16 protein-coding genes and 2 pseudogenes are annotated in these 23,277 nt (G+C 42.9%); 12 read left to right on the top strand and 6 right to left on the bottom strand.

From position 1 onward, the window contains the following. The 8 genes from ACT3ID_RS17275 (at position 1) to ACT3ID_RS17240 (ending at position 12,143) form a co-directional block, all read left to right on the top strand. Positions 1-3,177, top strand: a complete 3,177-nt coding sequence (locus ACT3ID_RS17275) for a T9SS-dependent M6-like inactivated metalloprotease (protein WP_491543312.1) — start codon at positions 1-3, stop codon at positions 3,175-3,177. Continuing rightward, complete coding sequence (locus ACT3ID_RS17270) at positions 3,178-6,549, top strand: TolB family protein (protein WP_491543311.1); 3,372 nt, start codon at positions 3,178-3,180, stop codon at positions 6,547-6,549. It abuts the gene before it with no gap. Continuing rightward, a complete protein-coding gene (locus tag ACT3ID_RS17265) occupies positions 6,542-7,471 on the top strand; it encodes a hypothetical protein (RefSeq protein ID WP_491543310.1) in 930 nt (309 codons plus the stop codon). Before ACT3ID_RS17270 ends, ACT3ID_RS17265 begins: the two co-directional genes overlap by 8 nt. 30 nt (positions 7,472-7,501) lie before the next feature. After that, positions 7,502-8,329 carry a PASTA domain-containing protein gene (locus tag ACT3ID_RS17260; RefSeq protein ID WP_491543309.1) on the top strand — a complete coding sequence of 276 codons (828 nt, stop codon included), beginning with the start codon at positions 7,502-7,504 and terminating at the stop codon, positions 8,327-8,329. A gap of 2 nt (positions 8,330-8,331) precedes the next feature. Beyond that, the gene (gene rpe / locus ACT3ID_RS17255) at positions 8,332-9,018 is read left to right on the top strand and encodes a ribulose-phosphate 3-epimerase (protein ID WP_491543308.1); all 687 of its coding nucleotides are present in this window, start codon (positions 8,332-8,334) and stop codon (positions 9,016-9,018) included. A 315-nt stretch (positions 9,019-9,333) separates the two neighbouring features. Further along, positions 9,334-10,122, top strand: a complete 789-nt coding sequence (locus ACT3ID_RS17250) for a PhoH family protein (RefSeq protein WP_491543307.1) — start codon at positions 9,334-9,336, stop codon at positions 10,120-10,122. A gap of 59 nt (positions 10,123-10,181) precedes the next feature. Then, positions 10,182-10,976 (top strand): MBL fold metallo-hydrolase, encoded by a 795-nt coding sequence (locus ACT3ID_RS17245; protein ID WP_491543306.1) that lies wholly within the window; start codon positions 10,182-10,184, stop codon positions 10,974-10,976. A 378-nt stretch (positions 10,977-11,354) separates the two neighbouring features. Then, positions 11,355-12,143, top strand: coding sequence for a purine-nucleoside phosphorylase (locus ACT3ID_RS17240; protein WP_491543305.1), 789 nt, complete (start codon positions 11,355-11,357; stop codon positions 12,141-12,143). Positions 12,144-12,153: 10 nt separating this feature from the next. Here ACT3ID_RS17240 and ACT3ID_RS17235 read toward each other — a convergent pair whose 3' ends face one another. The 5 genes and pseudogenes from ACT3ID_RS17235 to ACT3ID_RS17215 all read right to left on the bottom strand — a co-directional run bounded on the left by ACT3ID_RS17235 (position 12,154) and on the right by ACT3ID_RS17215 (position 18,801). After that, positions 12,154-13,536 carry a sulfatase family protein gene (locus tag ACT3ID_RS17235; RefSeq protein WP_491543304.1) on the bottom strand — a complete coding sequence of 461 codons (1,383 nt, stop codon included), beginning with the start codon at positions 13,534-13,536 and terminating at the stop codon, positions 12,154-12,156. 105 nt (positions 13,537-13,641) lie between these two features. Further along, positions 13,642-15,114, bottom strand: coding sequence for a hypothetical protein (locus ACT3ID_RS17230; protein ID WP_491543303.1), 1,473 nt, complete (start codon positions 15,112-15,114; stop codon positions 13,642-13,644). Between the two features lie 243 nt (positions 15,115-15,357). Next, positions 15,358-16,707 (bottom strand): annotated as a pseudogene (locus ACT3ID_RS17225) (sugar porter family MFS transporter). A 17-nt stretch (positions 16,708-16,724) separates the two neighbouring features. Beyond that, a pseudogene (locus tag ACT3ID_RS17220) lies at positions 16,725-17,515 on the bottom strand (ROK family protein). Positions 17,516-17,670: 155 nt separating this feature from the next. Then, positions 17,671-18,801, bottom strand: coding sequence for a glycoside hydrolase family 130 protein (locus ACT3ID_RS17215; RefSeq protein ID WP_491543302.1), 1,131 nt, complete (start codon positions 18,799-18,801; stop codon positions 17,671-17,673). 385 nt (positions 18,802-19,186) lie between these two features. On the opposite strand from ACT3ID_RS17215, the gene ACT3ID_RS17210 reads away from it, so the two are divergent. Further along, the gene (locus ACT3ID_RS17210; protein ID WP_491543301.1) at positions 19,187-19,846 is read left to right on the top strand and encodes an HAD family hydrolase; all 660 of its coding nucleotides are present in this window, start codon (positions 19,187-19,189) and stop codon (positions 19,844-19,846) included. A gap of 134 nt (positions 19,847-19,980) precedes the next feature. Here ACT3ID_RS17210 and ACT3ID_RS17205 read toward each other — a convergent pair whose 3' ends face one another. Continuing rightward, positions 19,981-21,138, bottom strand: coding sequence for an aldose epimerase family protein (locus ACT3ID_RS17205; protein WP_491543300.1), 1,158 nt, complete (start codon positions 21,136-21,138; stop codon positions 19,981-19,983). 159 nt (positions 21,139-21,297) lie between these two features. Between ACT3ID_RS17205 and ACT3ID_RS17200 the strand changes: the two genes are divergently transcribed. From ACT3ID_RS17200 to ACT3ID_RS17190, 3 genes are all read left to right on the top strand, one after another. Next, a complete protein-coding gene (locus ACT3ID_RS17200) occupies positions 21,298-21,783 on the top strand; it encodes a TIGR00725 family protein (RefSeq protein WP_491543299.1) in 486 nt (161 codons plus the stop codon). 91 nt (positions 21,784-21,874) lie between these two features. After that, entirely contained in the window at positions 21,875-22,252 is a 378-nt protein-coding gene (locus tag ACT3ID_RS17195; RefSeq protein ID WP_491543298.1) for a BlaI/MecI/CopY family transcriptional regulator, read from the top strand. 2 nt (positions 22,253-22,254) lie between these two features. Further along, a complete protein-coding gene (locus ACT3ID_RS17190; protein ID WP_491543297.1) occupies positions 22,255-23,259 on the top strand; it encodes a M56 family metallopeptidase in 1,005 nt (334 codons plus the stop codon). Positions 23,260-23,277 lie beyond the last annotated feature (18 nt).

Genomic DNA, 23,277 nt, shown 5'->3' with positions numbered 1-23,277 from the left:
ATGATTTCTTACCAAATTCGGCTAATCAAAAGCATGCTTCTAACAAGCATGCTTTTATTTTTTTATCCTGATTTCTCATTTTCCCAGCATGTTACTCCGGTTCGAAGCCATGCTATTAACTCCCTCTCAATAAACCCTCAGGCAAAAGCACCTGATACTGTAACCATTGTCGCTGTACGAGTAGAATTTCAGTCTGATGATAACCGCTTTACGACCGGCGACGGCACTTTTGACGAAGGGAATCTCTCATTTCTGAATGATCCGGAGATTACAATTGACCCACTGCCCCATGATCGGCAATACTTTGAGAGTCATCTGCAATTTGTTCAAAATTATTTTCGCAGAGTATCTGGCAGCCAGATGGCTGTACAATATCAGGTCCTGCCTGAAATCTACCGGCTCCCGCAGAAAATGGAAGATTATTCTCCTACCGGTCAATCATTTACCAATGATAAGCTGGGCCACCTGGCACGGGATACATGGAATGTCGTTGAACAACAGGGAGGTTTTTCTACTGCCGATTTAGACCCCCAAAAAACGGCATTCATCATCTTCCATGCTGGTGTGGGAAGAGATATTGAACTCGTAGGCACTACACTTGATAAAACACCGCAGGATATTCCCTCTGTTTATCTGGATCAAAAAGCCCTTTCCGAATTACTTAACGAGCCAACATTCGACGGCTTCGATATAAATGATGGGGATTTTAAGATCACCAATACTGCAATTGTCCCCCGCACGCTTTCCCGACGAGGTGAAGATGTTACAGGTGATCCTTTTGTTTTACAGCTGTCGATAAACGGATTACTTTGCGCTACTATTGGCAGTTATCTGGGACTGCCGGATCTGTTTGATACCAAAACCGGCAGTTCAGGTATCGGCCGGTTCGGACTGATGGACGGCGAAAGCTTTTTCTCATACCGCGGTCTGTTTCCACCCGAACCATCAGCCTGGGAGAAAAGTTACCTGGGATGGCAAACGCCTTTTACAGTCACACCAAATAGAAATGTTCCAGTTTCATTACCGGCTGCTTCACTTCATCAACAAAATAGTATTGCCAAATTTGAACTTTCGAAATCGGAATACTTTTTAATTGAAAATCGCCACCGCGACCCGGATAACAATGGAGTTACGGTGACTTTCCGACAACCGGATGGTACAACCCGGGAGAAACATTTTGACAACTATGATGAAGCTTTTGTAGATCAAGCAGAAAACTTTGCAGAAAGACTTATCCGCGGCGTAGTAACAGATGTAAATAATTTCGACTGGAGCCTACCCGGCGGGATTGATCGCGGTCCGGATGAGTCAGCTGGCACTAGTGATGATCGCCTGTTAAACGGAGGCATACTGATCTGGCATATTGATGAGTCAGTCATCAGCAGCGAACTTACCACTAATACAGTCAATGCTGACCCAAATCGCCGGGGCATCGATCTTGAGGAAGCAGATGGTGCACAGGATATTGGGCGGGCTGCCAGTGAAGATTTTGATAACCAAGCCCGGGGAACCGCTTTTGACTTTTGGTGGAGTGGAAATGATGCCTCCGTAGTTACTCTGGATGGCGATACGCTCCAGTTTTACAAAAATCGATTCGGCCCCGATACCAATCCCTCTAATAAATCAAATTCCGGGGCACTTGGTTTTTTCGAATTCTATGATTTTTCGGATAACCACCACACGGCTTCATTCCGCATCCGCTCCCGAACAAATGGCGATATCCAACCCATTACCCTTCCGATCGATTCGTTGCCCGACCAAACCACGTTTACTCAGTCCGACGATGATTATTTTGAGGCTTACCCTCTGGAGTTATCTCTTTATAAAACCTCAACTGATTCCTTTCTCATTCTTCCATCCCGCGAAACCACCTATGCCCTTAACCTATCCGAAGAAACTCAGGAACCACTTTTTAATTTTCAGTCCGGCCAATCCCAGCAACCATATATTGGAAATTCGCTGATACTCGGAGAGGCTCCCGCAGATCCTCAAATTACTATAACATCCTGGCAGTGGAATGGGACAAACTGGACTATGGCGTGGGATCAGCAAGTGAATGCAAATAAAGCTTTTTTAAGCTCACTCGACGATCAAACACTTTGGCTGGATTTTACCGATCAGCAAATTAATATTTCTGACGGCTCACTCCTGGCTCCACTGGATAATCCACAACAGCGTTCATCCTCACAGGATGGTCAGTTTACGACTCTTACCGATCGGAACCTAATGCTGCATCCCAACGGGCAATCGACTTCGATTTCTAATGGTAAACGCCGGTACACCGGTGCAGTGAGGTTAACACCAGACCAAGATGGTTTCTACTATTTGTCGGATGATGATTTAATTGTCTTTGATCCTCAAGATTTCAGTAATCCCCGAACAATTGTTCAAAATACGCCATTGGGATGGCCGGCGATGGTTGATATTAACAACGACGGACGGATCGATTTTATCTATGTTAACCAAGAAACCAACGCTCTAGAGGCCAGAAATCAGAATGGAGCTATGTTGGCTCATTTCCCTCTGCAACCGCCTGACGGAACAGACTTTGTGGGGACACCATTAATTTCATCTACAGAAAAATCCGATTATCAAACGCTTTATATCACCGCGCAAGACAGCCTCTCTATGAATATTCACGCTTTTACATCTGATGGTCAGACAATAAAAGGGTTCCCTCTATATGTAGGTAGTATATCCTACCGGGACAACGAGCCCATACATCCACTGTTGCACAGTAACACCCTTTGGACCGTAAGCCATCACGGAGAGTTAAAAGCATGGGAGATATCTTCAATAGAAAAAGTACTCTGGCAAAGCCGGTACGGCAACGCACCTCATAACAAAGTTTCCGGCCCTATGGAACTTGAAAAAGAACCTCCTGCGGATTTCCAGGATATTTTGATTGAAGAGGAAACCTATAACTGGCCCAATCCGGCTGAAGACGCAACCAATCTCCGGTTCCAAACCAGCAGTGCCGGATTTGTTGATGTAAAAATCATTAATGCAGGCGGAAGCATAATTTTTGAAGAACGTTACGAATCCAGCGGATCAGGCCCTGAAGAACGACAAATTTCTACACAAAACTGGAGCAGCGGCGTATATTTTGCGATGGTCACTGCCACTGTCAACGGTGAAAAAGCTCGTAAGATGCTCAAAATAGCAGTCATCCATTAGATGAAAACAAGCCAGATACATATTATCCTGCTGTTTGTCTTATTGGGATTAACAGGATCCCCTGCCCTGCTTTTCGGACAGCTTTCGCCATCAGATTATAGCTATCCTAATAATCATCTCCCGTGGTATACTATTGAAAGCGAGCATTTTCAGGTGCATTTTCAGGAAGGGACCGAGCGCCCGGCACAGCAAACAATTCGAATTGCAGAGAAAATATATCCCGAGATAACAGCGCTCTATAATTACGAGCCGGATACGAAAATTCATATTGTTCTCAATGACCGGCAGGATTACTCCAACGGTGCGGCCTACTTTTTTGATAACCAGATAGAAATATGGGTGCCCTCACTTGATACTCCACTGCGTGGTACACACAACTGGCTCTGGGATGTTATCACGCACGAGTTCACGCATATCATTCAGCTGCAGTCAGCCATGAAAAAAAACCGACGAATCCCAGCTATCTATTTTCAATGGCTTTCATACTCCGATGTTCGTCGCCCGGATGTACTCTATGGTTATCCCCAAGGATTAATTACCTATCCATTTGCATCTGTAAGTGTGCCCGTATGGCTGGCCGAAGGTATCGCACAATATCAGCGAAGCTATCTTTACTATGATTTCTGGGATTCGCACCGCGACATGCTGCTGCGAACATCCGTACTTTCTGATGATGTCATCAGTTTTGAAGAGATGGGCATATTCGGCTCTAAAAATGCGCTGGAGCGTGAACGCATCTATAATCAGGGATTTGCCTTTACTACTTTCCTGGCGAATAAGTACGGTGAAGAAATATTAGCTGATATTTCCAAAGCTTTAGGCCGACAGGGCGTTTTTTCAGCTGACAAAGCTATTGAAAAAGCCACCGGCACTTCAGGAAAAAATCTTTTCGAAGAATTTATAATATCATCCCAGTCCGCTTATCAGCAAGCCACTGAAACGCTGTCATTTACTGAACCTGAATCTCTACAGAATGAGGGATTTTTCAACTTTTATCCGAAATTATCTCCTTCAAAAGATAGAATCGCATATCTATCCAATAAAAATCACCTCGGAGCTAATACCCAACTTTTTATTGAAGAACTCGCTGACAGTCTTTCATCCGGGCATACAATTAATATCGGACCGGTGAACAATTCCAAGAATAATCATGCATCACTGGCCGATCAAGAACCTACGATAAAGCGAATTCGCTCAGCCTATACTTTTTCACCCGACGGAAAGTCTGTTGCATTTAGCAGACAAAAGTCAAACAGCTATGGAGAACAATATAACGACCTTTTTATCTATGATCTGGAAACCCAAAAAGAAAAACGCATTACGCACAGTCAGCGTCTTTCTTCACCGGCATGGCATCCCAGTGAAGAGAAGCTTTTAGCAGTCCAACAAATGGGAGCCAACACAAATATTGTAGAAGTTGATCTGCAAAGTTCAGAGATAAATCCACTCACAAACTTTGTTGAAGGAGAGCAAGTTTATACCCCCTCCTGGCACTCCAATGGCAACTTCTATTTCTCTTATTCTGATAATGCCTCCAGAGATATCTACCGCTATAATAACAGCGGTCAGATTGAACCTCTACTACAGGATTCGTTAACTGACTATCGCGATCCTTTTATCGATGCTGAAGGAGAATATCTGTACTACGCAGCTGATACGAACGGAATTTTTAATATTTATCGCATCTCAATTGTTGAAGAAAACGCCAACCCTCAAAAATTGACGAACGTTATCGGCGGCGCTTTCATGCCGCATGTAAAAGATCGTACCCTTTTATTTGCCGAGTTTAGAGACGACGGCTATAAAATTTCATCAGTGGATATAAATAAACTCGATAATAAAGACGAGACAGCAGCCGGCTATCGACAAGCTGTATCTGAAATCTTTAAAATTCCCGAATCCAAAGATCTGAAGAATCAAATCAGGTTTGAAGACGATTCTTCTTATACATATTCCCTTCCACAGGATTTAGCCAGTTCTGACTCACTGATCATTATTTATGATGAAAGATCCACACATTCTAATCCCACGCTGCGAAGGCATGAAAACAGCTTTACCAGCTTTAGCTTTTTCCCTGTAATCCGGTTCGACAATTACTCTAAACGATACGGAAGCAACAGTCGACTTTTGACTGCTGCACAATGGGGAGATCTGGGCAGAAATCTCCTGCGCGACATGAAATTAGGGACCTATATCAGCTCGCGTGAAGTAACCGATCAGCTTACTTTTTTCGGGGGTGCCCTGTTTGGATTGGCTTCAATATCCAGCGACGGTATCGGTGATTTCTTTTCGCCGCATCGACTCACTGACCTTGATCGTGATCTCTTTCTGACAACCGAATACCAGGGGCTTCCTTTTATTAAAAGACGATGGTCGCCCACCGTCTCCGTAGAACTGAACAGTCTCAGGCGAAACGTTTCAGACGGCCTTGCTATCGAGGAGTTCCCGTGTACCGCTTGTCTGCCCGATACCACACATGCCGATATCGCCTACAATATCTGGGAAGCGAATATCAGTTTTCGAAGCAAAATTGATAATAACAGCCTGGTAGAAATTGGAGCGGGATATAGTCCGTATCGCGTAGAAACAGAGGGATTCTTTTCACGAGAGCTGCAGCAGTTTATCCCGGCCTCATCATCAGAATATTTTCGAGGTACTTCACTCACTGCGGCCTATGTTTATGAAAATTTCATCCCCTATCCCAACAGGGATATTTCACCCATAGGACTTAGAACAACGCTCCGCTACCGCTATGAACCCAGTAAACTCCTCGACAGATATGATATTCAAGATGGTACGCTTTCACCCATTTACCAATCGGTCAGAAATCACTCACTGAAAACGACGCTTAACTGGGGAATATCTGTAGACAGAAGCTCAACTCTCAATCTTTACGGCCGCGGTTTCAGCTATCTCAACAATCCCGATGACTTTTTTTATCTGGATTATATCGGAGGCTTTACGGGAATGAGAAGCTATCCCTATTTTGCTATTGGTGGCAACACAACAGCCTTTGCCCAACTTTCATATAACTTTCCTGTGCTCCAGAATATCAACAAACAGGTGGGGCGTCACACGCTCGACAAGTTATTTTTACGGATTTTCGCCGAGGCCGGCAACGGATGGAACAGTCCTATGGAAATTGGCGATAATCTCAAAACCGGTCTTGGTACAGAAATTCGTTTTGCCTTTAACAGCTATTATCTTTTCCCGCTCAAACTATTTATCAGCGGGACTTATGGATTCAATAAATTTGATGTTACTTTGCCCGATGAATTTATCACAGAATTATCGGGAAAAAGTGTAGAGTATGGCAATCAACCAATGTTCCATTTTGGTTTAACTTTTGATTTCAATATTCGCAATGAGTAAACGGCTATCTCCACTCATTTTAATTTTTATGGTTTTATTGGGTACAGCCTCTGCCCAATCTCTCCAGAAGAAAGAGCATGAGATCAGCATTCAGGATCTGAAACCCAAAATACATTATGCCCAACATGATCAATCCGATCCCTTTTATCAGCCAATACGAGAAAAATCGGGGTTAGCGCTGGCAAGCTCGGCAATTATCCCGGGCAGCGGACAAGCAGCTAACAAAAAATGGATACGGGCGGGAGCCTATTTTCTGGCTGAAGCTATATTTCTGGGTGTTCATCTTAAAAAATTATATGATGCCAGGGCCGAACAGCGCCGATATGAACAATTTGCTGACAACAACTGGAGTGTTGTTAACTATGCCCAATGGCTGGTAAATTATCATGAGCAAAATAATCTTCAGAATGAATATATTGAAGATCTGCAAGCGAAAGTTGGCGGAATATCGGCGGACTACAATCCCCAAGAAGATTGGGAAAAAGTAGATCTGGAATTATTACGTCAGGTTGAGCGAAATACTCTTTTTGTATATCCTGATCATATTGGAAATCCTTTTTCTCATGTAATGCCCGATTACGGCTCGCAACAGTACTATGAGCTTATCAGCAAATATTATCAGTACGGCAGCGGCTGGAGTGATTTTGGATATGATCGTGACGGTAACAAACTGGATAGTCGCTATAAACTTAATTGGGATGGGTCGGCTATGCCGTTTAATTTTATGAAGGGTGCAAGGATGGCCGAAAAATTTAATGACAGTTATCGTATAGCCGGGAACATGGTGTCGCTAATTATACTAAATCATATAGTATCAGCGTTTGATGCATTCCTGACGGTTAAAATTAAAAATAACAGGCTGAAAGCAGATACAAATCTCTTACATCCGCATCGAACGTTTTCGCTAAAATTTCATTTTTAAGTAATTGTCAAAGAACTGTATTTTCAAGGTATGAAAAAACGAATTACCTCTATCTTCACCAGCAAAAAATTTTATATCGGTCTGGGCAGCTTTGTGGCACTGATGGCTCTGCTTCTGTTTCTGCTCGATTCCGTCATAATGCCAGCATATACCAATTATGACGAGGGAGTTACGGTGCCGAATGTATCTCAGATATCTTTGGAAGAAGCCCAGCAACGGCTTGAAAGTTATGGACTTCGTTATGAGGTAGCCGATCGCAGGACTAATTCAGCATACCCTGCTGATTATATTATCGACCAGACCCCATCGGCTGCCAAATTGGTAAAGCCGGGCCGCAAGGTTTATTTGACGGTTAATACGGTCTCTAATCCAACAGTGCAAGTACCCAATGTTGAAAATCTGTCGCTGCGAAATGCAAAAATACAGCTGGAAAATTACGGGCTTGAAATAGGTACTATCAGTTATGAATCATCACGTTTTAAAAATAGTGTACTTCGTCAGTCTATTTCCCCTGAAGAAATAGTGCCTCAGGGTACGAAGATAGATTTGGCCGTTAGTGATGGTCTGGGCGAAAAAACCATAGAAGTCCCAGACATAGTTGGACTGGAGCTCTCGGAAGCCCAGCAAAAACTTCAGGAAGCCAATTTGCGCATCAATGAAATACGTTTCCAGCCGAGTAAAGACGTTAAGCCGAATGTGATTATAAGTTATGAACCTGAGAAAAAAGAAGTGAGTGAGAGTGAATCACTCAAATTAATTGTTTCTGAAAGATTTGATGCCCAGGAAGAAACAGAATCGGGTGCTGTAATAGATACCACTAATAATGTCTCTGAACCAGATACTTCAAATAATCAATAGTTATGGATTTCGAACTACCTGTACTAGCTCCATCCCTCTTAGCATCGGACTATTCGAAACTAGGCGAACAAATCGAGGAATGTAACAAGGCCGCTGCTCAGTGGCTTCACTGTGATATTATGGATGGCCATTTTGTGCCGAATATCAGTTTTGGGCCTAAATTTGTCGAAGCTGCCGGTAGCTGTACACAGGCATTTCTGGATGTACACCTGATGATTGAAAATCCAGATAATTATATCGAACAATTTGCCGATGCAGGAGCCGATCAAATTACCGTTCATCAGGAAACGTGTCCGCATCTGCACCGGACAATACAAAAAATTCGTCAACATGGCATAACAGCAGGTGTAGCTATAAATCCCGCTACACCCCTACAGGCAATTGAACCTATTCTTAATCTGGTAGATCTTGTTTTGGTGATGAGCGTGAATCCGGGTTTTGGCGGTCAATCATTTATTGAAGATACATACGAGCGATTGAGACAGCTCCGTACCATTCGCGATGAACATGGAGCCGGGTTTTTAATTGAGGTGGATGGAGGAGTTAACCTCGATAACATTCAAAAAGTAACGCAATCTGGTGCCGATGTTCTCGTTGCGGGAAGTGCAGTCTTCAAAGCCAAAAATATCCCTCAACGCATCGAAAATCTTACGAAGAAAGCCAAATTAGGTAAGGGAACAATGGTGTAAATATATTGTTATCTGTATTGTATAGCAGTCTATATTTACAAAATCTTCATAGAATTTCGTTATCTTTGATGTATTCAGCTATCTGAAATAAAAGCAGGAAAACTTATCGCAGACCAATCAACTGTCACTAACGAGACTTATCAAATCAAAGATGTTGAGCCGGTTCTCATTTTAGGATTCGGCGATGAATATCTGGAAAAGCTGGACGAAGCATACCCCGATGCAAAGCTTACCGTTCGCGGAAGTAGTATCAAGATTACGGGCTCGGAAGAAGACTGTGATGAGCTAATCGAAATCTTTTCTGAGCTCGAACGAATGGCCAAGCGCAATGGCGATCTAACCGATGATGATGTAGATACGGTGTTGGCGCTTAAGAAAAGCGGACGCGAAGCTGAAAAGCCAAATCCACTGCGCGATATAAACATTTCTGGTGACTTTATTCTTAACACTCACACCGGTGAAGCCATTAAAGCAAAAACACCGGGACAAAAAAGGATCGTCAAAGAATCAGCGGCCAATGATATTGTATTTACTATCGGGCCTGCAGGTACGGGTAAAACATATACTTCAGTCGCCCTGGCTGTTAAAGCACTGAAAGAACGTAAAGTTAATAAAATCGTACTTGCACGTCCGGCCGTAGAAGCCGGTGAAACGCTCGGATTTCTGCCCGGGGACCTTCGCGAAAAAATTGATCCTTATCTGCGTCCTCTCTACGACGCACTCGAGGATATGATTGAATACGATCGCCTGGAACTGCATCTCACAAAAAATATAATTGAGATTGCTCCGCTGGCGTACATGCGCGGGCGAACACTTAATAATGCATTTGTGATTTTGGATGAAGCCCAAAACACCACTAACATGCAAATGAAGATGTTCCTTACGCGTATCGGATATAACAGTCGTGCGATCATAACCGGCGACATAACCCAGACCGACCTGCCCCGAAAACAGCATTCCGGATTAATATCGATACAAAAAATCCTGAAAGGCATTGACGGCATCTCGTTTGTCTATCTCGATGAAAACGATGTAGTTCGTCACAAACTGGTGCGCGATATCATTGAGGCATACGACAAATACGAAGATAAAGATAAAGATTAGCTTGTAAGAATTTATCTCTGTTCTGGCTCCTGATTTCTGATTCCTTTATCCACAAACCTATGAACACTACCAAAACACTAACTGCTCACCCACTCTACGAAGGCACCTTCAGCGTTGGACTCGATAAAAAATTTAATCGTATTGATCGGGAGGATTCACCCGCCAAAGGTGCGCTCAAGATTTCACTTAATCCCTTTCTCATTCAATCCGTCGATAAAAATATCTTGTTTGATGTGGGGATTGGGGGCTTCGCCGAAGATTCCAGCACTGACATTATCAAAGAAAATCTTGAACAGCACGGACTTACCGAATATGATATCACTGATATTTTTGCCAGTCACCTACACTACGATCACATCGGCGGACTGGCGGGACGTTCTTCGGGATTCTGGGAGCTTACATTTCCCGATGCCAATCTCTGGGTATCTGAAAAGGGATGGCAAAAGGTAATGGACCTGGAGGAGTACTACGATGAAGAAAAAACGGAATTCGTCCATTTTTTAGATGCCAAAGCAAACCTGCAATTTTTGGATGAAGAGGATCAGCCTTATCCCGAGATAACCATTAAAAAAATTGGTGGACACACTGAATTTTCACAGGTCCTTCTTTTTGACGACGGTGATCAAAAATACCTGATGGCCGGAGATGTGCTGGCCACTCGCGGTGAGGTAAACCGAAAATTTGCTGCCAAATACGATTTTGATGCCGACCGCAGTATGGAAGTCCGAAAAGAGCTTACTCAAAAAGCGTATGAAGAGCAATATACTGTAATGGGTTATCATGATTCCCACCATCCGCTCTTTAATCTCACGGATTTTGACGAGCAGCAGGGATACAAAATCGAGGCTGTTTGATCCCATCAGATAACTGTAGCCCCTGATGGATATGAAGAAAGAGGCTAAATCACCTCAGATTAATAATCAACAACGTTGTCATGGTGCCTATGGGATTGCAGCCTAGAGTCGAATCCATCTCCCGGATATTGTTCCCAGGTAATTGAGAAGTGGATCATTCAGGTTCTACCCGAACATATGAAGTGGAGACCTTTCGACTACGCTCAGGGTGACACTGCTTTTTAATAGGCCTGGCTAATTACTATCATTTGCTAATCATATCCACCGGCTCGCAAACCCAGCGAGCAGGTGGAGTTCAAAACATTTTTGAAAATTTCTCATTCTTTATTTCTTTGCAGATTAGTTTTTTGGGAGATTTCTATCAAAAAGGAAACACGTATGCTACCAAAATTCACAAACGGGATAATCGAATTTCTGAAAACGCAAAACATTCCCTCAGACCTTGAAGCGGCTATTATTTTGGGATCGGGGCTTGGAGGTTTTGCCGATTATATTAATGAGCCGCGCGAAATTGCTTATTCTGATATTCAGGGAATGCCTGTCTCTTCAGTGGAGGGACATGCGGGCAAGTTGATACTGGGAAAAGTATCTGACAAAAATATTCTGGCTTTCTCCGGTCGGTTTCATCATTATGAAGGCTTTAGCTTTGAGCAAACAGCTACGCCCGTTTATATAGCTAAAGCGCTGGGCGCAAGTAAACTCATTATCTCAAACGCTGCGGGGGCGATCAACACCTCATTTTCTGTGGGTGATCTTATGGTCATCGAGGGAATCATCCGAAATAATCTTGCGATTTCTCCCCGTGGACATCAGCCTCACAGATATCTGCATCACAAGCATGTTAGAGATGTGCGAAAGTTAGCCGCTGAACTGGGTTTAGTCACCCAGCAAGGCACATATGTGTACGTCACAGGTCCGAACTACGAAACCAAGGCCGAAATTCGATCTTTCCGAAAGATGGGTGCCGATGCCGTGGGGATGTCCACTGCTACTGAACTTTTCGAAGCCGCCCGACTGAAATTAAAGAGTGTGGCTATTTCACTCATAACAAACATGTCCACAGGCGTAACCGGTGAAAAACTGGATCATGAAGAAGTAAAAATCGCCGCCGATGCCCGCAAAGAAGATTTTGCCAACCTTGTTAAGATCCTGATAGAAAGACTATAATCCAAAAGAGTCAAAACTCCTGGGCATTCAAAACATCATATTTTCCATTTAACCCACTACCCTCCGGAAAAGCTCCTTGTGGCGGAGGAAGGAAATCATTGGTCTCGTTCATCCATTCGCTCAGAACTTTCTGGTATTCTGTAATTAAAGAGTCATATTCAGGATTCCCGGCAAGATTATTCCATTCTCCCGGGTCATTCTTCAAATCATAGAATTCGACACGTGGACGTGACGTTTCAGCGTACCAGGAAAGCGTTTCCGGTAAATTATCTTCTGAGTTGAGTCTCTCGATCTCCTGAAATGAGGGAGAATCTTTTATATCCAGGCTGGGGATATACTCAACTTCAGGTCGATAATTTTGAATCAGTTTATATCGCTCCCCTGTTACCGCTCGGATTGGGTCCCAGTTATCGTGCCAATTTCTTTCCGTAAATAGATACTCTCTGGAATCCCTTTGGTCGCCCTTTAACAACGGAAGCAAAGATCGGCCTTCCATCTCTTCAGGCACATTTATTCCCGCCGCTTCAAGCCATGTCGGGGTCAAATCTATGAGTGAAACCAGCTCGTCAGTAAAGGTACCCTCATCGGTATAACCCGGCCATTTAATAATTAAGGGTACTTTAGCTCCCGCCTCATACAGCGTGGCCTTGGCGCGTGGAAACGGCATGCCGTTATCACTTGACATCACAACAATGGTATTCTCCGCAAGACCGTGTTCTTCCAGTAGTTCTAAGATATCACCCGATTCCCTGTCGAACCTGGTAATTTCGCTATAGTAATTGGCCAGATCTTTACGAACAGCTTCTGTATCAGGCAAATAATCCGGCACTACAACTTCTGCAGGATCTTGACTGTAGTCGTAATCCTCTGAATTGTAGGGACGGTGCGGATCCCGGGATCCGAACCAGAGGAAAAAAGGTTTGTTATCCGGTCGTTCTTCAAAAAACTTTGCCAAATCTTCGTCATCCCGGTAAAAATCAAACTGTGATCGAATATTATCCTGATGTACCTTCCGGTAAGCTCCTGTAAAATAATCTTCATCGTTTAATAATTTTATCAACGAAGTAAACTCATTACGAACATTTGCGTGCAAACGAGAGCCACCGACAGAATGAGGTGAACGACCCGTTAATATACTGGCCCGGGCAGGGCTGCATTGGGAACTGGGGACATAGGCCCTCCGGAATACCATAGCTTCTTCGGCCATGCGATCCAGATTGGGAGTATGAATTGCGTCATTGCCATAAGCGCCCAGATCGGGCGCACTCTGATCATCTGAGAAAAGAAAAACAATGTTTAGTTGCTCTTCATTATTATCACCTTCAGCAAAAGGATTAAAATAAATGCCACCTAAGAGAATTAACAGTAGAAATAGGCTACCGTATGTTTTCATATCCTGATAAAGTTAATTGATATTCGTAAATCATCCCATCCCACAAATTTATAGTAGCAATAAATCAGCTTAATGCATCAAGTTCAAATAACATCGAGAGTCTCATCAAATTGACTGATTGCCATATCTTTCCAAATACTGCTTGAGCTTTATCTTTCGGCGGGTACTTTCGCTCGTCATATAACGAACTTTCCCGTAGATAGAACGCTCCTGCCAGGCGCGATCGAAGCGGCCGAAAATCCAGAAAATTCCTGAATAGCTGTTAGGATCGCGACCATCGAGAGCGTACCGGTTATTGAGCTCAATCAAATATGCCAATGCTACTTCCGGATTGGGTGTCCATTCCAGCACTTTTTTGCCCCATAGCATTCGCACGTAGTTGTGCATGACTCCCTCCTCCCGAAGCTGCGTCTGGGCAGCATTCCAGATCTCATCATGCGTCTGCGACTGGGTAAACTCCTCTAGCTCATAGATATGCTCACGTGGATCGCTCTTATGCGCTTCAAGCGTCTCCAGCGCCCAATCCGGCAGAGACTCATACTGATCGTAATTCGGCTCATGATGGGCAAAATGAAATCCAACTTCACGCCAAGTGATCACCTGATCCAAAAAGCTGTCAATATTTGGATCGCCATTGAAAAATCCTCCGGTAGAGCCATTATTATCCGTGATGTTGTCCAGGTTCCAGTTTTTGGGCTGACAGCCAAGCACTGCGTTGACTACCTCGTACTCCGAAATCTTTCCGAAATGCAGCCAGGGACTTAATCCGCTTGTGGCATGTTCATCAGGATGATTTCGATTCTCATCATACTTCAAAAGCCCGTTTTGGATGAACTGACCCAATTTCTTCAGGGCAGCCTGACGGGTACCTTCATGGCTTGTTTTTCCTACACTGTGATTAATCGGTAACGAATTAATAAACTCATCCCGCTTTTCAAGTTGTTTCTCTGCTTCCGGATAACGGCTCAGAACATCTGATTCGATTTCAATATTTTGCTTGTTCTTCAATGCATCCAACGGGTCTTCTTTCGGCGGATTGGTATAGCAATCAATAAAGTTGCGCTGCATGATTTTGCGAAAAAAATACGCATTGTATGGCGCTTTCTCTGTCACTCCAAGCGGGATTAATCCATTTGAATCAACGGTGATATAGGGAATGCTCATCTTTGAACCCACTCTTTCATTATGATCGCGAATGATAAAGACCGGATATTCATCCGAAATTACAGTGCAGGCATTTTCTGCCAGTGAGTATAACAATCCATCCCCGGCGCCTGATTCATCCTCAACAAAAGCGTAATAATTGAGGTTGTTTTCTCGCGCATACGCCAAATTCTCAACCATACCTTCCATCAAGAAATGATGAAAACGATCGGAGGCCCAAGGGTAATCACAACTCAATCCCTCATAAATCAACAGTGGCTTGTCCAGTTTGTTAGCCCAACTTACAGCATATTCAAGTGCATAATTGTATCGAAACCGACGATTGATCTGCATCCAATAAAGTATATAATCACCATCCGGATTGGGAGTATGATCATTACGCTTGAACACACGTTTGCTGCTGATATTTTTCATACAAAACTATTTCGTGGTTGTAATGGGAATCTTAAACAGCAATAGCCCTACGCGCATTCCCCCACCTAAAGTTTCCTGATTAAAATGAGACAGGCTTATATAGTGATTACTCATTTGTTCAAGATGATCCCCCACTGGTAATTATTTGACACCATGAACTTGCCATCGGGTATAGCAGATCATATTCCTACATCTAATAAAAGCGTTTGATATGGGATCTTTACGTCTCATTCCCTGAAGCGACTAGGTTTCTATAAAATCTACATCTTGCGGCGCCAGCTCTTTTTCCAGTTCTTCCAGTGTTTTATTTTTCGTTTCAGGCATTAATTTCCATACGAAAATCAACTGTAAGACCATCATTCCCGCAAAAAAAGCAAATATTGCTCCACCTGAAAAAGCACCTAAAACGGTCGGAGTTATGAGTGTAATTATTGCAGCAGATATCCAGTGTGTGCCGGAACCTAATGCCATTCCATAATCACGAACGGAATTGGGGAAAATTTCTGAAATAAATACCCAGATTACCGCCCCTTGTCCAATGGCGTGTGCTGCAATAAAGAAATTCACAAAAAACACGACAACCGCCCCTTCAGCTCCGGTAAAGAAAGTCCAGGAAACACCCGACAATGATAGGATATAGCCGAACGATCCGAAGTACATCAGTACCTTTCGTCCCACTTTATCAATTAAATACATGCCAAGGAATGTAAAAAGCAAGTTTACAATTCCAATTGGCACTGAAGCCCCGAGCACTTCAGTTGCAGCCAGACCTGTCTGTTCAAAGATGCGGGGAGCATAATACAGCACAAAATTAATACCCGATATCTGGTTGAAAAATGCAATCAGAAAAGCCAGGATGATGGGATATTGAAACCTTTTAGACCAGAAAACATCTTTGGAGGCACGATCCACGGATGTTAATATCTCGGACATCAATTTCTCGACGTCTTCTCTGGGATTCAGTTGCCTTAATATTTTCTTTGCCTTTGTCTCGTTATTTTTCCGCAGAGCAAGCCAGCGCGGACTGTCGGGAATTCCCAAGACCAATAATGAATAAATAGCAGCCGGTATGGCTTCGACTCCCAACATCCACCGCCAGGCCATTTCGCCCAGATATTCTCCGATTAAATAATTTGAGATGTAGGCAACCAGGATCCCAAAAACGATATTGAACTGATATGAAGCCACAAGTCGCCCCCGGTTATCCGCGGGAGTAATTTCAGAAATATAAATTGGTGCAGCTACCGAAGAAGCGCCTACTCCGAGTCCGCCCAGAAATCTGGAAAATGAAAAGATATATGGATTTGTAGCCAGTGCTGACCCCAAAGCTGATACCAGGTACAATATCCCGATCCAAAACAAGGTTTTCCTGCGGCCGATCCTGTCGCATGGAATTCCTCCGAACAGGGCTCCGATTACCGTCCCCTACAAGGCCATCGACATGATAAACGTGCCGTGGAAAAGATCTCCGGTTTCCCATAGTTCCTGAATGGGCCGGTCGGCTCCTGAAATAACGATAGTATCAAAACCGAATAAAAACCCCGCCAATGATGCCGCCAGAACTGCTAAAAGTATCGAGTTTGTTTTCCTCATTTTTAAAAAAAGATTATTTAAACGGTTAAATATGCGGCCCCTATAACACCGGCCGCATCGCCGAGAAGCGGTTTGAGAATCGGAGTATCAAAACTATTATTAAATATATGGGATTGTATCCTCGACTTCCCTTCAGTAAACAGTTCATCGATATTACTCACCCCACCTCCGATAACAATTACATCCGGATCTAACACATTAACAATAGTCGCTATTGCTTTGCCAAAAAAGTATATAAGCGATTTAATGCCTGTTCGGCAACCGCGTCTGTTTTCTGTTTTGCTCTCTTATATATTTCCTTTAGAGTAAGCTCTTTACCTGATTTTTCAGCATAAAACCGTTCCAGAGCAGTGCCTGATATAACTTTTTCCACGCATCCCTTCATGCCGCAAAAGCATTCGTAACCTGAATCATCCAGAAAATTGTGTCCCCACTCTCCGCTAATTCCGTGGCGACCAGTAATCAGTTGATCGTTGACCACAATACCTCCACCTACCCCCGTTCCAATAATAGCTCCAAAAACAACCGAGGCTTCAGGATATTTTTCCTTCACAATGCCGTGGCATGCTTCAGCAAGAGCAAAACAGTGTGCGTCATTTGCCATATGCACTTTTAAGTCAAGTCGCTTCCCCACATCCTCTTTCAATGGTTTGCCATTTATGCACAGAGCATTGGTACTATTCTTAAGATTTCCGGTTTCCGGATCTATAATTCCCGGCGATCCAATACCAAGGGTCGTAGCCTTTTCTCCCGTTCCAGTACATGTATGTATCCTTTCTCCGCCTCTGTGAGCAATCGTTTCCGACATAAAACTTCTCTCTCTTTTGAGGAATCCAGAACCACACCTTCAATTTTGGTCCCTCCCAGATCGATTCCCCAGAGTAGCGAATTTTGATCCAAATTTCTGGTTCCTGAACTCATTTTTTTCAGATACGTTGTAGAAAGAATTTTAATCAGGATTGGTTATTCTGAAGGATTCCAGGAAACTACACCCACCCGTGAATCCGCAGTGCCGTAATAGATAAACCAGCGGTCGTTGAAATGAACCAGGCCCTCTAAAAAAGTAGTACCACTTTCGTACTGACCAGACTTTTCATAATCCCTCTCTGGCTGGATGAATGGTTTTTCTAATCTTTCGATCAGCTTGTCGGGCTGATCCAAATCAAACAGAGCCTGACCACCCGTATAAACACTGTCCGGTATGGCGGGATCTCCACTCTCTCCATCATTGCCGGCATTATAAATAACCAGAATTCCGTCATCGGTAATCAGCGCCGGCGGCCCCGCCTCTACCAGCCACGAATCAAAAAAGTCATCTCTCGGAGCTAACACTTTTTTTAGTTCACCGGCTTTATTTTCTACCGGTTCCCAATCGATCAAATTGTCAGAGGTAGCCAGGTAAATATTTGGAACACCCCAGTACATCCAGAATTTGCCATCTTTACGTGTGGCAACTAACCGGTCTCCTTCTCTTCGAGACAGTATAGCCCCTGATTTTGTATCCATATCAAGATATTTGCCGTCATAAGCATCCTCAAAAGCCGGTCCATGTTTTTCCCAGTTTTTCAAATCTGTTGATGTGGCAACGGCCAGGCGGGGCGTATCATGGTTCCACTGGGTATAAGTCATTACATAGCGGCCATCTTCCGTTTCAACTATCCGGGGATCTTCGGTACCACCAGGCCATTCATACTTTTTCTGCGAATCTTTATCCGGATAAAAAACGGGTTCATCCAAACGTTCGAACTCAAATCCGTCATCAGATATGGCCATGCCAAGTCGTGAAGTATGGCCCCCTATTTTCATTTCGCCAGTCAGATCTTCTGCACGGTAGAGTACATGAACCTTGTCATTCATCACTACGGCTGCGGGATTGAATGTTGCCATCGACTCCCAGTGCAATACGCTGTCGCGCATCGGACAATGAAACGTTGTATTATCATTGGGTGTGATAATAGGGTTACCATTCTCCGGCCGCTCAAAAGGTCCGAACGCCCAATCCTGGGCCTGTCCAACTGCTGTGCTGGTTACCAGCAACAAGACCAGAAAAACAGCCCGTTTAATCCTAGTGCATACTAATTCTTTTTTTTTCATAGACACCTACTTTTAGCTGTTCAAAGACTAGCAAATATTTTTTGAAGACCGATTAATACCCTGGGGGTTGCTCCATCTCACCACCTGATCTTCTCGGGTAAATTTGATAATTATTTAAATCGGTAATTCCCAGATTTTTCACTGTACGATCCCCCCCCCATTCCTTAAACGCTCTCAAACTATAACTACACAGGGAATAAGAAAAAATGCCTCACCTTCCGTTATATCATATACAGAATTATGAAATAATAAATTTAAATTTACTCCCCATTAATTCAGCAACACTGAATTCCATAAATAAGAAAAAGACAACCTGGTTGAAACTTTTTGTTTTACTTAAGCTTTATTTATTCTTCCTTTTCTAAAAAAACAGAATCTACTATTAATGTCTGATAAACCCGGTGTAATTTTCGATATGGACGGTGTAATCGTCCATAGTAATCCCATACATAAAAAAGTCATCCAAATTTTTTGTGAAAAGCATAATCAGGATGTATCACAATCTTTTCTTGAAAACAGAGTCTATGGGCGAACAAATGCCGAGTGGATACCCGAACTTTTTGGGGAAATAAGTGACGAAGAACTAAAAGAACTGGCAGAAGAAAAAGAACAGATGTTCCGGGAAATGTTTGAACCCGAAGATCATATCGTAATAGGTATTCACAAGTTATTGGATCAGCTCAAAGAAAATAATATTCCGATGGCTGTTGCCACTTCTGCCCCCCGAGAAAATGTTGACTATATACTCTCGAGACTGTCTATCACAGATAATTTTGATGTTATACTCGACTCATCCCATGTTACCAACGGTAAACCTGATCCGGAGATATACCTTAAATCATCCGGTGCCCTAAATCGAAAACCTACAAACTGCATCATTTTTGAGGATTCGGTGTCGGGTGTTGCCGCAGGGCGAAAAGCGGGAGCATATGTAATCTGCCTTACTACCACCCATACTAAAAAAGAACTGGCACCCTGCACAATAGTGATAAATAATTTTACAGAATTGTCTTACAACCAGCTTATTCGATTGGTTTCAGTATAATATCAAATCAAGGACAGTTGCCTTTGAGATTTCCTCTTTATATACAGGCCCACCAAAAATGTGAGCCTGCATTGCTTTATCAACAAACTCTTTATCAGATCAATAGATCGATAAAACTCAGAAAGCAGTAATTTTTATCGCACTGAAAACTTATAAATGGTTGTTGTTTGATATGTTTCTCCCGGCTCCAAAATCGTTGAGGGGAAATCCGGTTCGTTCGGAGAATTGGGAAAATGCTGTGTTTCCAGGCAAAGCGCTGCATGCTGTACAAAGGGCGTTCCATCCGAATTTTGGAGGCTTCCATCTAAGAAATTTCCCGAATAAAACTGTATTCCGGGTTCTTCTGTAAATACTTGCATTTCGCGCCCGCTTTCTTCATGATAAAGAGTAGCGGCATGGGTCAGGGAGTCATCTTCTGAATCATTTAATACCCAGTTGTGATCATAACCGCCTTCCACCTCGTCAATTTCAGCACCAACTTCTTTGGCCTCGGTAAAGTCGAAGGGGGTACCTTCTACTTCGACAATTTCTCCGGTAGGAATAAGTTCGTCGTTGACCGGAGTATAGTGGTCAGCATTGAGTGTTAGCTGATGATCAAGAATAGTGGCATCGGGCTGACCGCTCAGATTGAAATAAGCATGATTGGTCAGGTTAACGGGTGTTGCTTTGTCGGTCGTGGCCTCATAATCAATTTTTAATTCATTATCATTTGTCAGCGAATAAACCACCGTAACATCCAGATTCCCGGGATACCCCTCTTCCCCATCTTCACTCAAATAGGTCAGCTTTAGCGAGCCATCATCCTGCATATCGGCATCCCAAAGTTTCTTATCAAATCCCTCATCACCACCATGCAGATGATTATCACCGTCATTTGTTGCTAATTCATATACAGTGCCATCGATCGAAAACTCTCCACCTTCAATACGATTACCATATCGACCGATAATCGCACCCAGGTAGGGATCATTAGGCTGGTATTTGTCCAGGGACTCGAAACCCAAAACCACATTATCCAAATTTCCATCGGTATCGGGCGTACGAATAGAGGTTACTATCCCACCGTAATTGGTAATTTTAACCTCAATGTCATTAGCATTAGTCAATGTATAAAGCGAGACCTCGCGCCCGTCATCAAGCGTGCCAAAATTTTCTTCCTGAATGGTAACTTCATTATCCTTCTGTTCATCCTGATTTGTGCATCCAACGACTATTGCTGAAAACAAACTAATAGATAAAATCACACTTACAAATGTTGCGATATCCTGTTGATAAAATATAGTAGATGTCATTTTCTTCTGATTATTTCCTGTTATTGTAATTTTATAAATTTTCCTTCAAAAGGATAACAAATCCTCTGCTCCCTTTCACAGAAATAAATATTTATTTTTAAAGATTAAGTAGGTGTTTTATATCGAAGCAATAAATCAAAAAACTCAACTTTATCATCTATGTCCAAAACTATAATCGGAGTAATGGGGCCGGGTGACGGGGCAACGAAAGATATCCTAAAACAAGCGAATACCTTGGGGCAACTTATTGGCCGGCAGGGTTGGACTCTGCTTACCGGCGGGCGGAATGTTGGCGTAATGGATGCTGCATCAAAAGGCGCTAAGCAAGCCGGCGGCTTGACAGTTGGAATCTTACCTTTCTCTGATAAAACAGGTGCTTCGGAGTATCTGGATATCGCTATTTGTACCGGGATGGGTAGTGCACGTAATAATATTAATGTACTCAGTGCAGATGTTATAGTGGCTTGCGGCAGTGGTGCGGGGACAACATCAGAAATTATGTTAGCTCTTAAAGCTCAAAAGCCTCTTATATTACTAAACCCTTCCGAAGCGTTAGTCCAATTTACTAATGAGCTGGATTATCCCTCTCCCGCAATATGCTCAACTGCTAAAGAAACCGTTGAGGCGATGAGAAATATTTTATGATTTTTTCTCACTTTACTCTTGATTTATTTTATAATACTATTATATTAGTACTAGTTGACTAGTCAAACTAACGATAAATAAATTTATTGCTATGAAAAAATCACTAACTCCTCTGGGGGAAACTGAAATGGAAGTATTACACCACGTATGGGATCTGGGTGAAGCTACGGTTAAAGAGGTACGCAAACGAATACTTGAAAATCGTGAAGTGGCCTACACTACAATTATGACAGTAATGAAAAATCTTACCGAAAAAGGCTATCTCAAGTATCGCAAAGATGGTGTGACGTATGTTTATAGTCCGGCCCAGGAGCCAGAATCAGTACGATCTAATCTCATCGGAGATCTGCTGAAAAAAGTATTCAAAGGTTCACCTAAAGAGATGGTTCAGGCGCTCGTAAAAAGCGACGATTTAACTGCCGATGACCTATCAGAAATCAAGAAAATGATCGATCAAATGGAGGATTAGTCATGTCCGGATTAACAAATTCTTTACAAACGTTCGGTAATCTCTCGCTGGAATATTTTTGGTTTCCACTTATTGTATGGACAGTCATTGCCATCCCTGTTACCTTATTTCTGCGTTATTCGGATTCCATTCCTCCGGTTTATCAATACCACAGCCGCGTAGCATTGTTATTTGTATTACCACTTGGAGTTATTGGATCATATGTAACTGGGCTCATCGGGCAAACAGCAGAAACAGCCATTGCATCCACCAAATTTATTGTTGTACAGAATCCAATTACGGCAACGGCATCAACTGAAGTAAGTCAGACTGTTAGTTATTTAAATCCTTTAGTTTGGATTGGCATTCTGGGAGCGGTTGTCCTATTAGGGGCATTATTTTTTCTGATTCGAATGACTATCAATGCCTTCAGCTTAAAACAGATGGGGGATGAACTAAATTTTATCCCTATCTCGGAAATGCAGGATCTGGATCTTTCCAGCCTTGACAATCGTTTTTTCCGTAATACATCAGTATCATTTTCTGATAAAGCCAATATTCCATTTACTTATGGATGGTTTACCACCCGGATTGTCATACCAGCTGATTTAAAAGATCAGCCTAATAAATGTTCCATGGCAGTGCAGCACGAGCTTATGCATATCAAACATCGCGACTTTCTGCTAAATGGTATCCTGATGTTTATCAAAGCTCTTTTCTGGTTTCATCCTTTTGTTCATTTCCTTCACAATACCGGCCGGGAATATCGAGAGATCACCTGTGACAGTGAAGTATTAGCTGAAAATAAATTTTCCAAAAAAAGCTATGCCTCCCTGCTCGTTCAGCTGGCTGAGAGAGATTATAGAAATAGTCGGTTGGCAATGAGTATGGCTGTTAATCCTTCATCCTTAAAAAAAGCGCATCCAAATTATGTCAGAACACTCGATAAACGACACAAAATTCAGATCAAGCTTTTTGTTGACGTTTGTAACCGCGGGTCTGCTTGTAGTTACCATATCGTGCAGTGATATCAGTGATAATGGTAT

Source organism: Fodinibius sp. GM108 (assembly GCF_058386985.1).
This window is presented reverse-complemented; position numbering and strand designations above follow the sequence as displayed.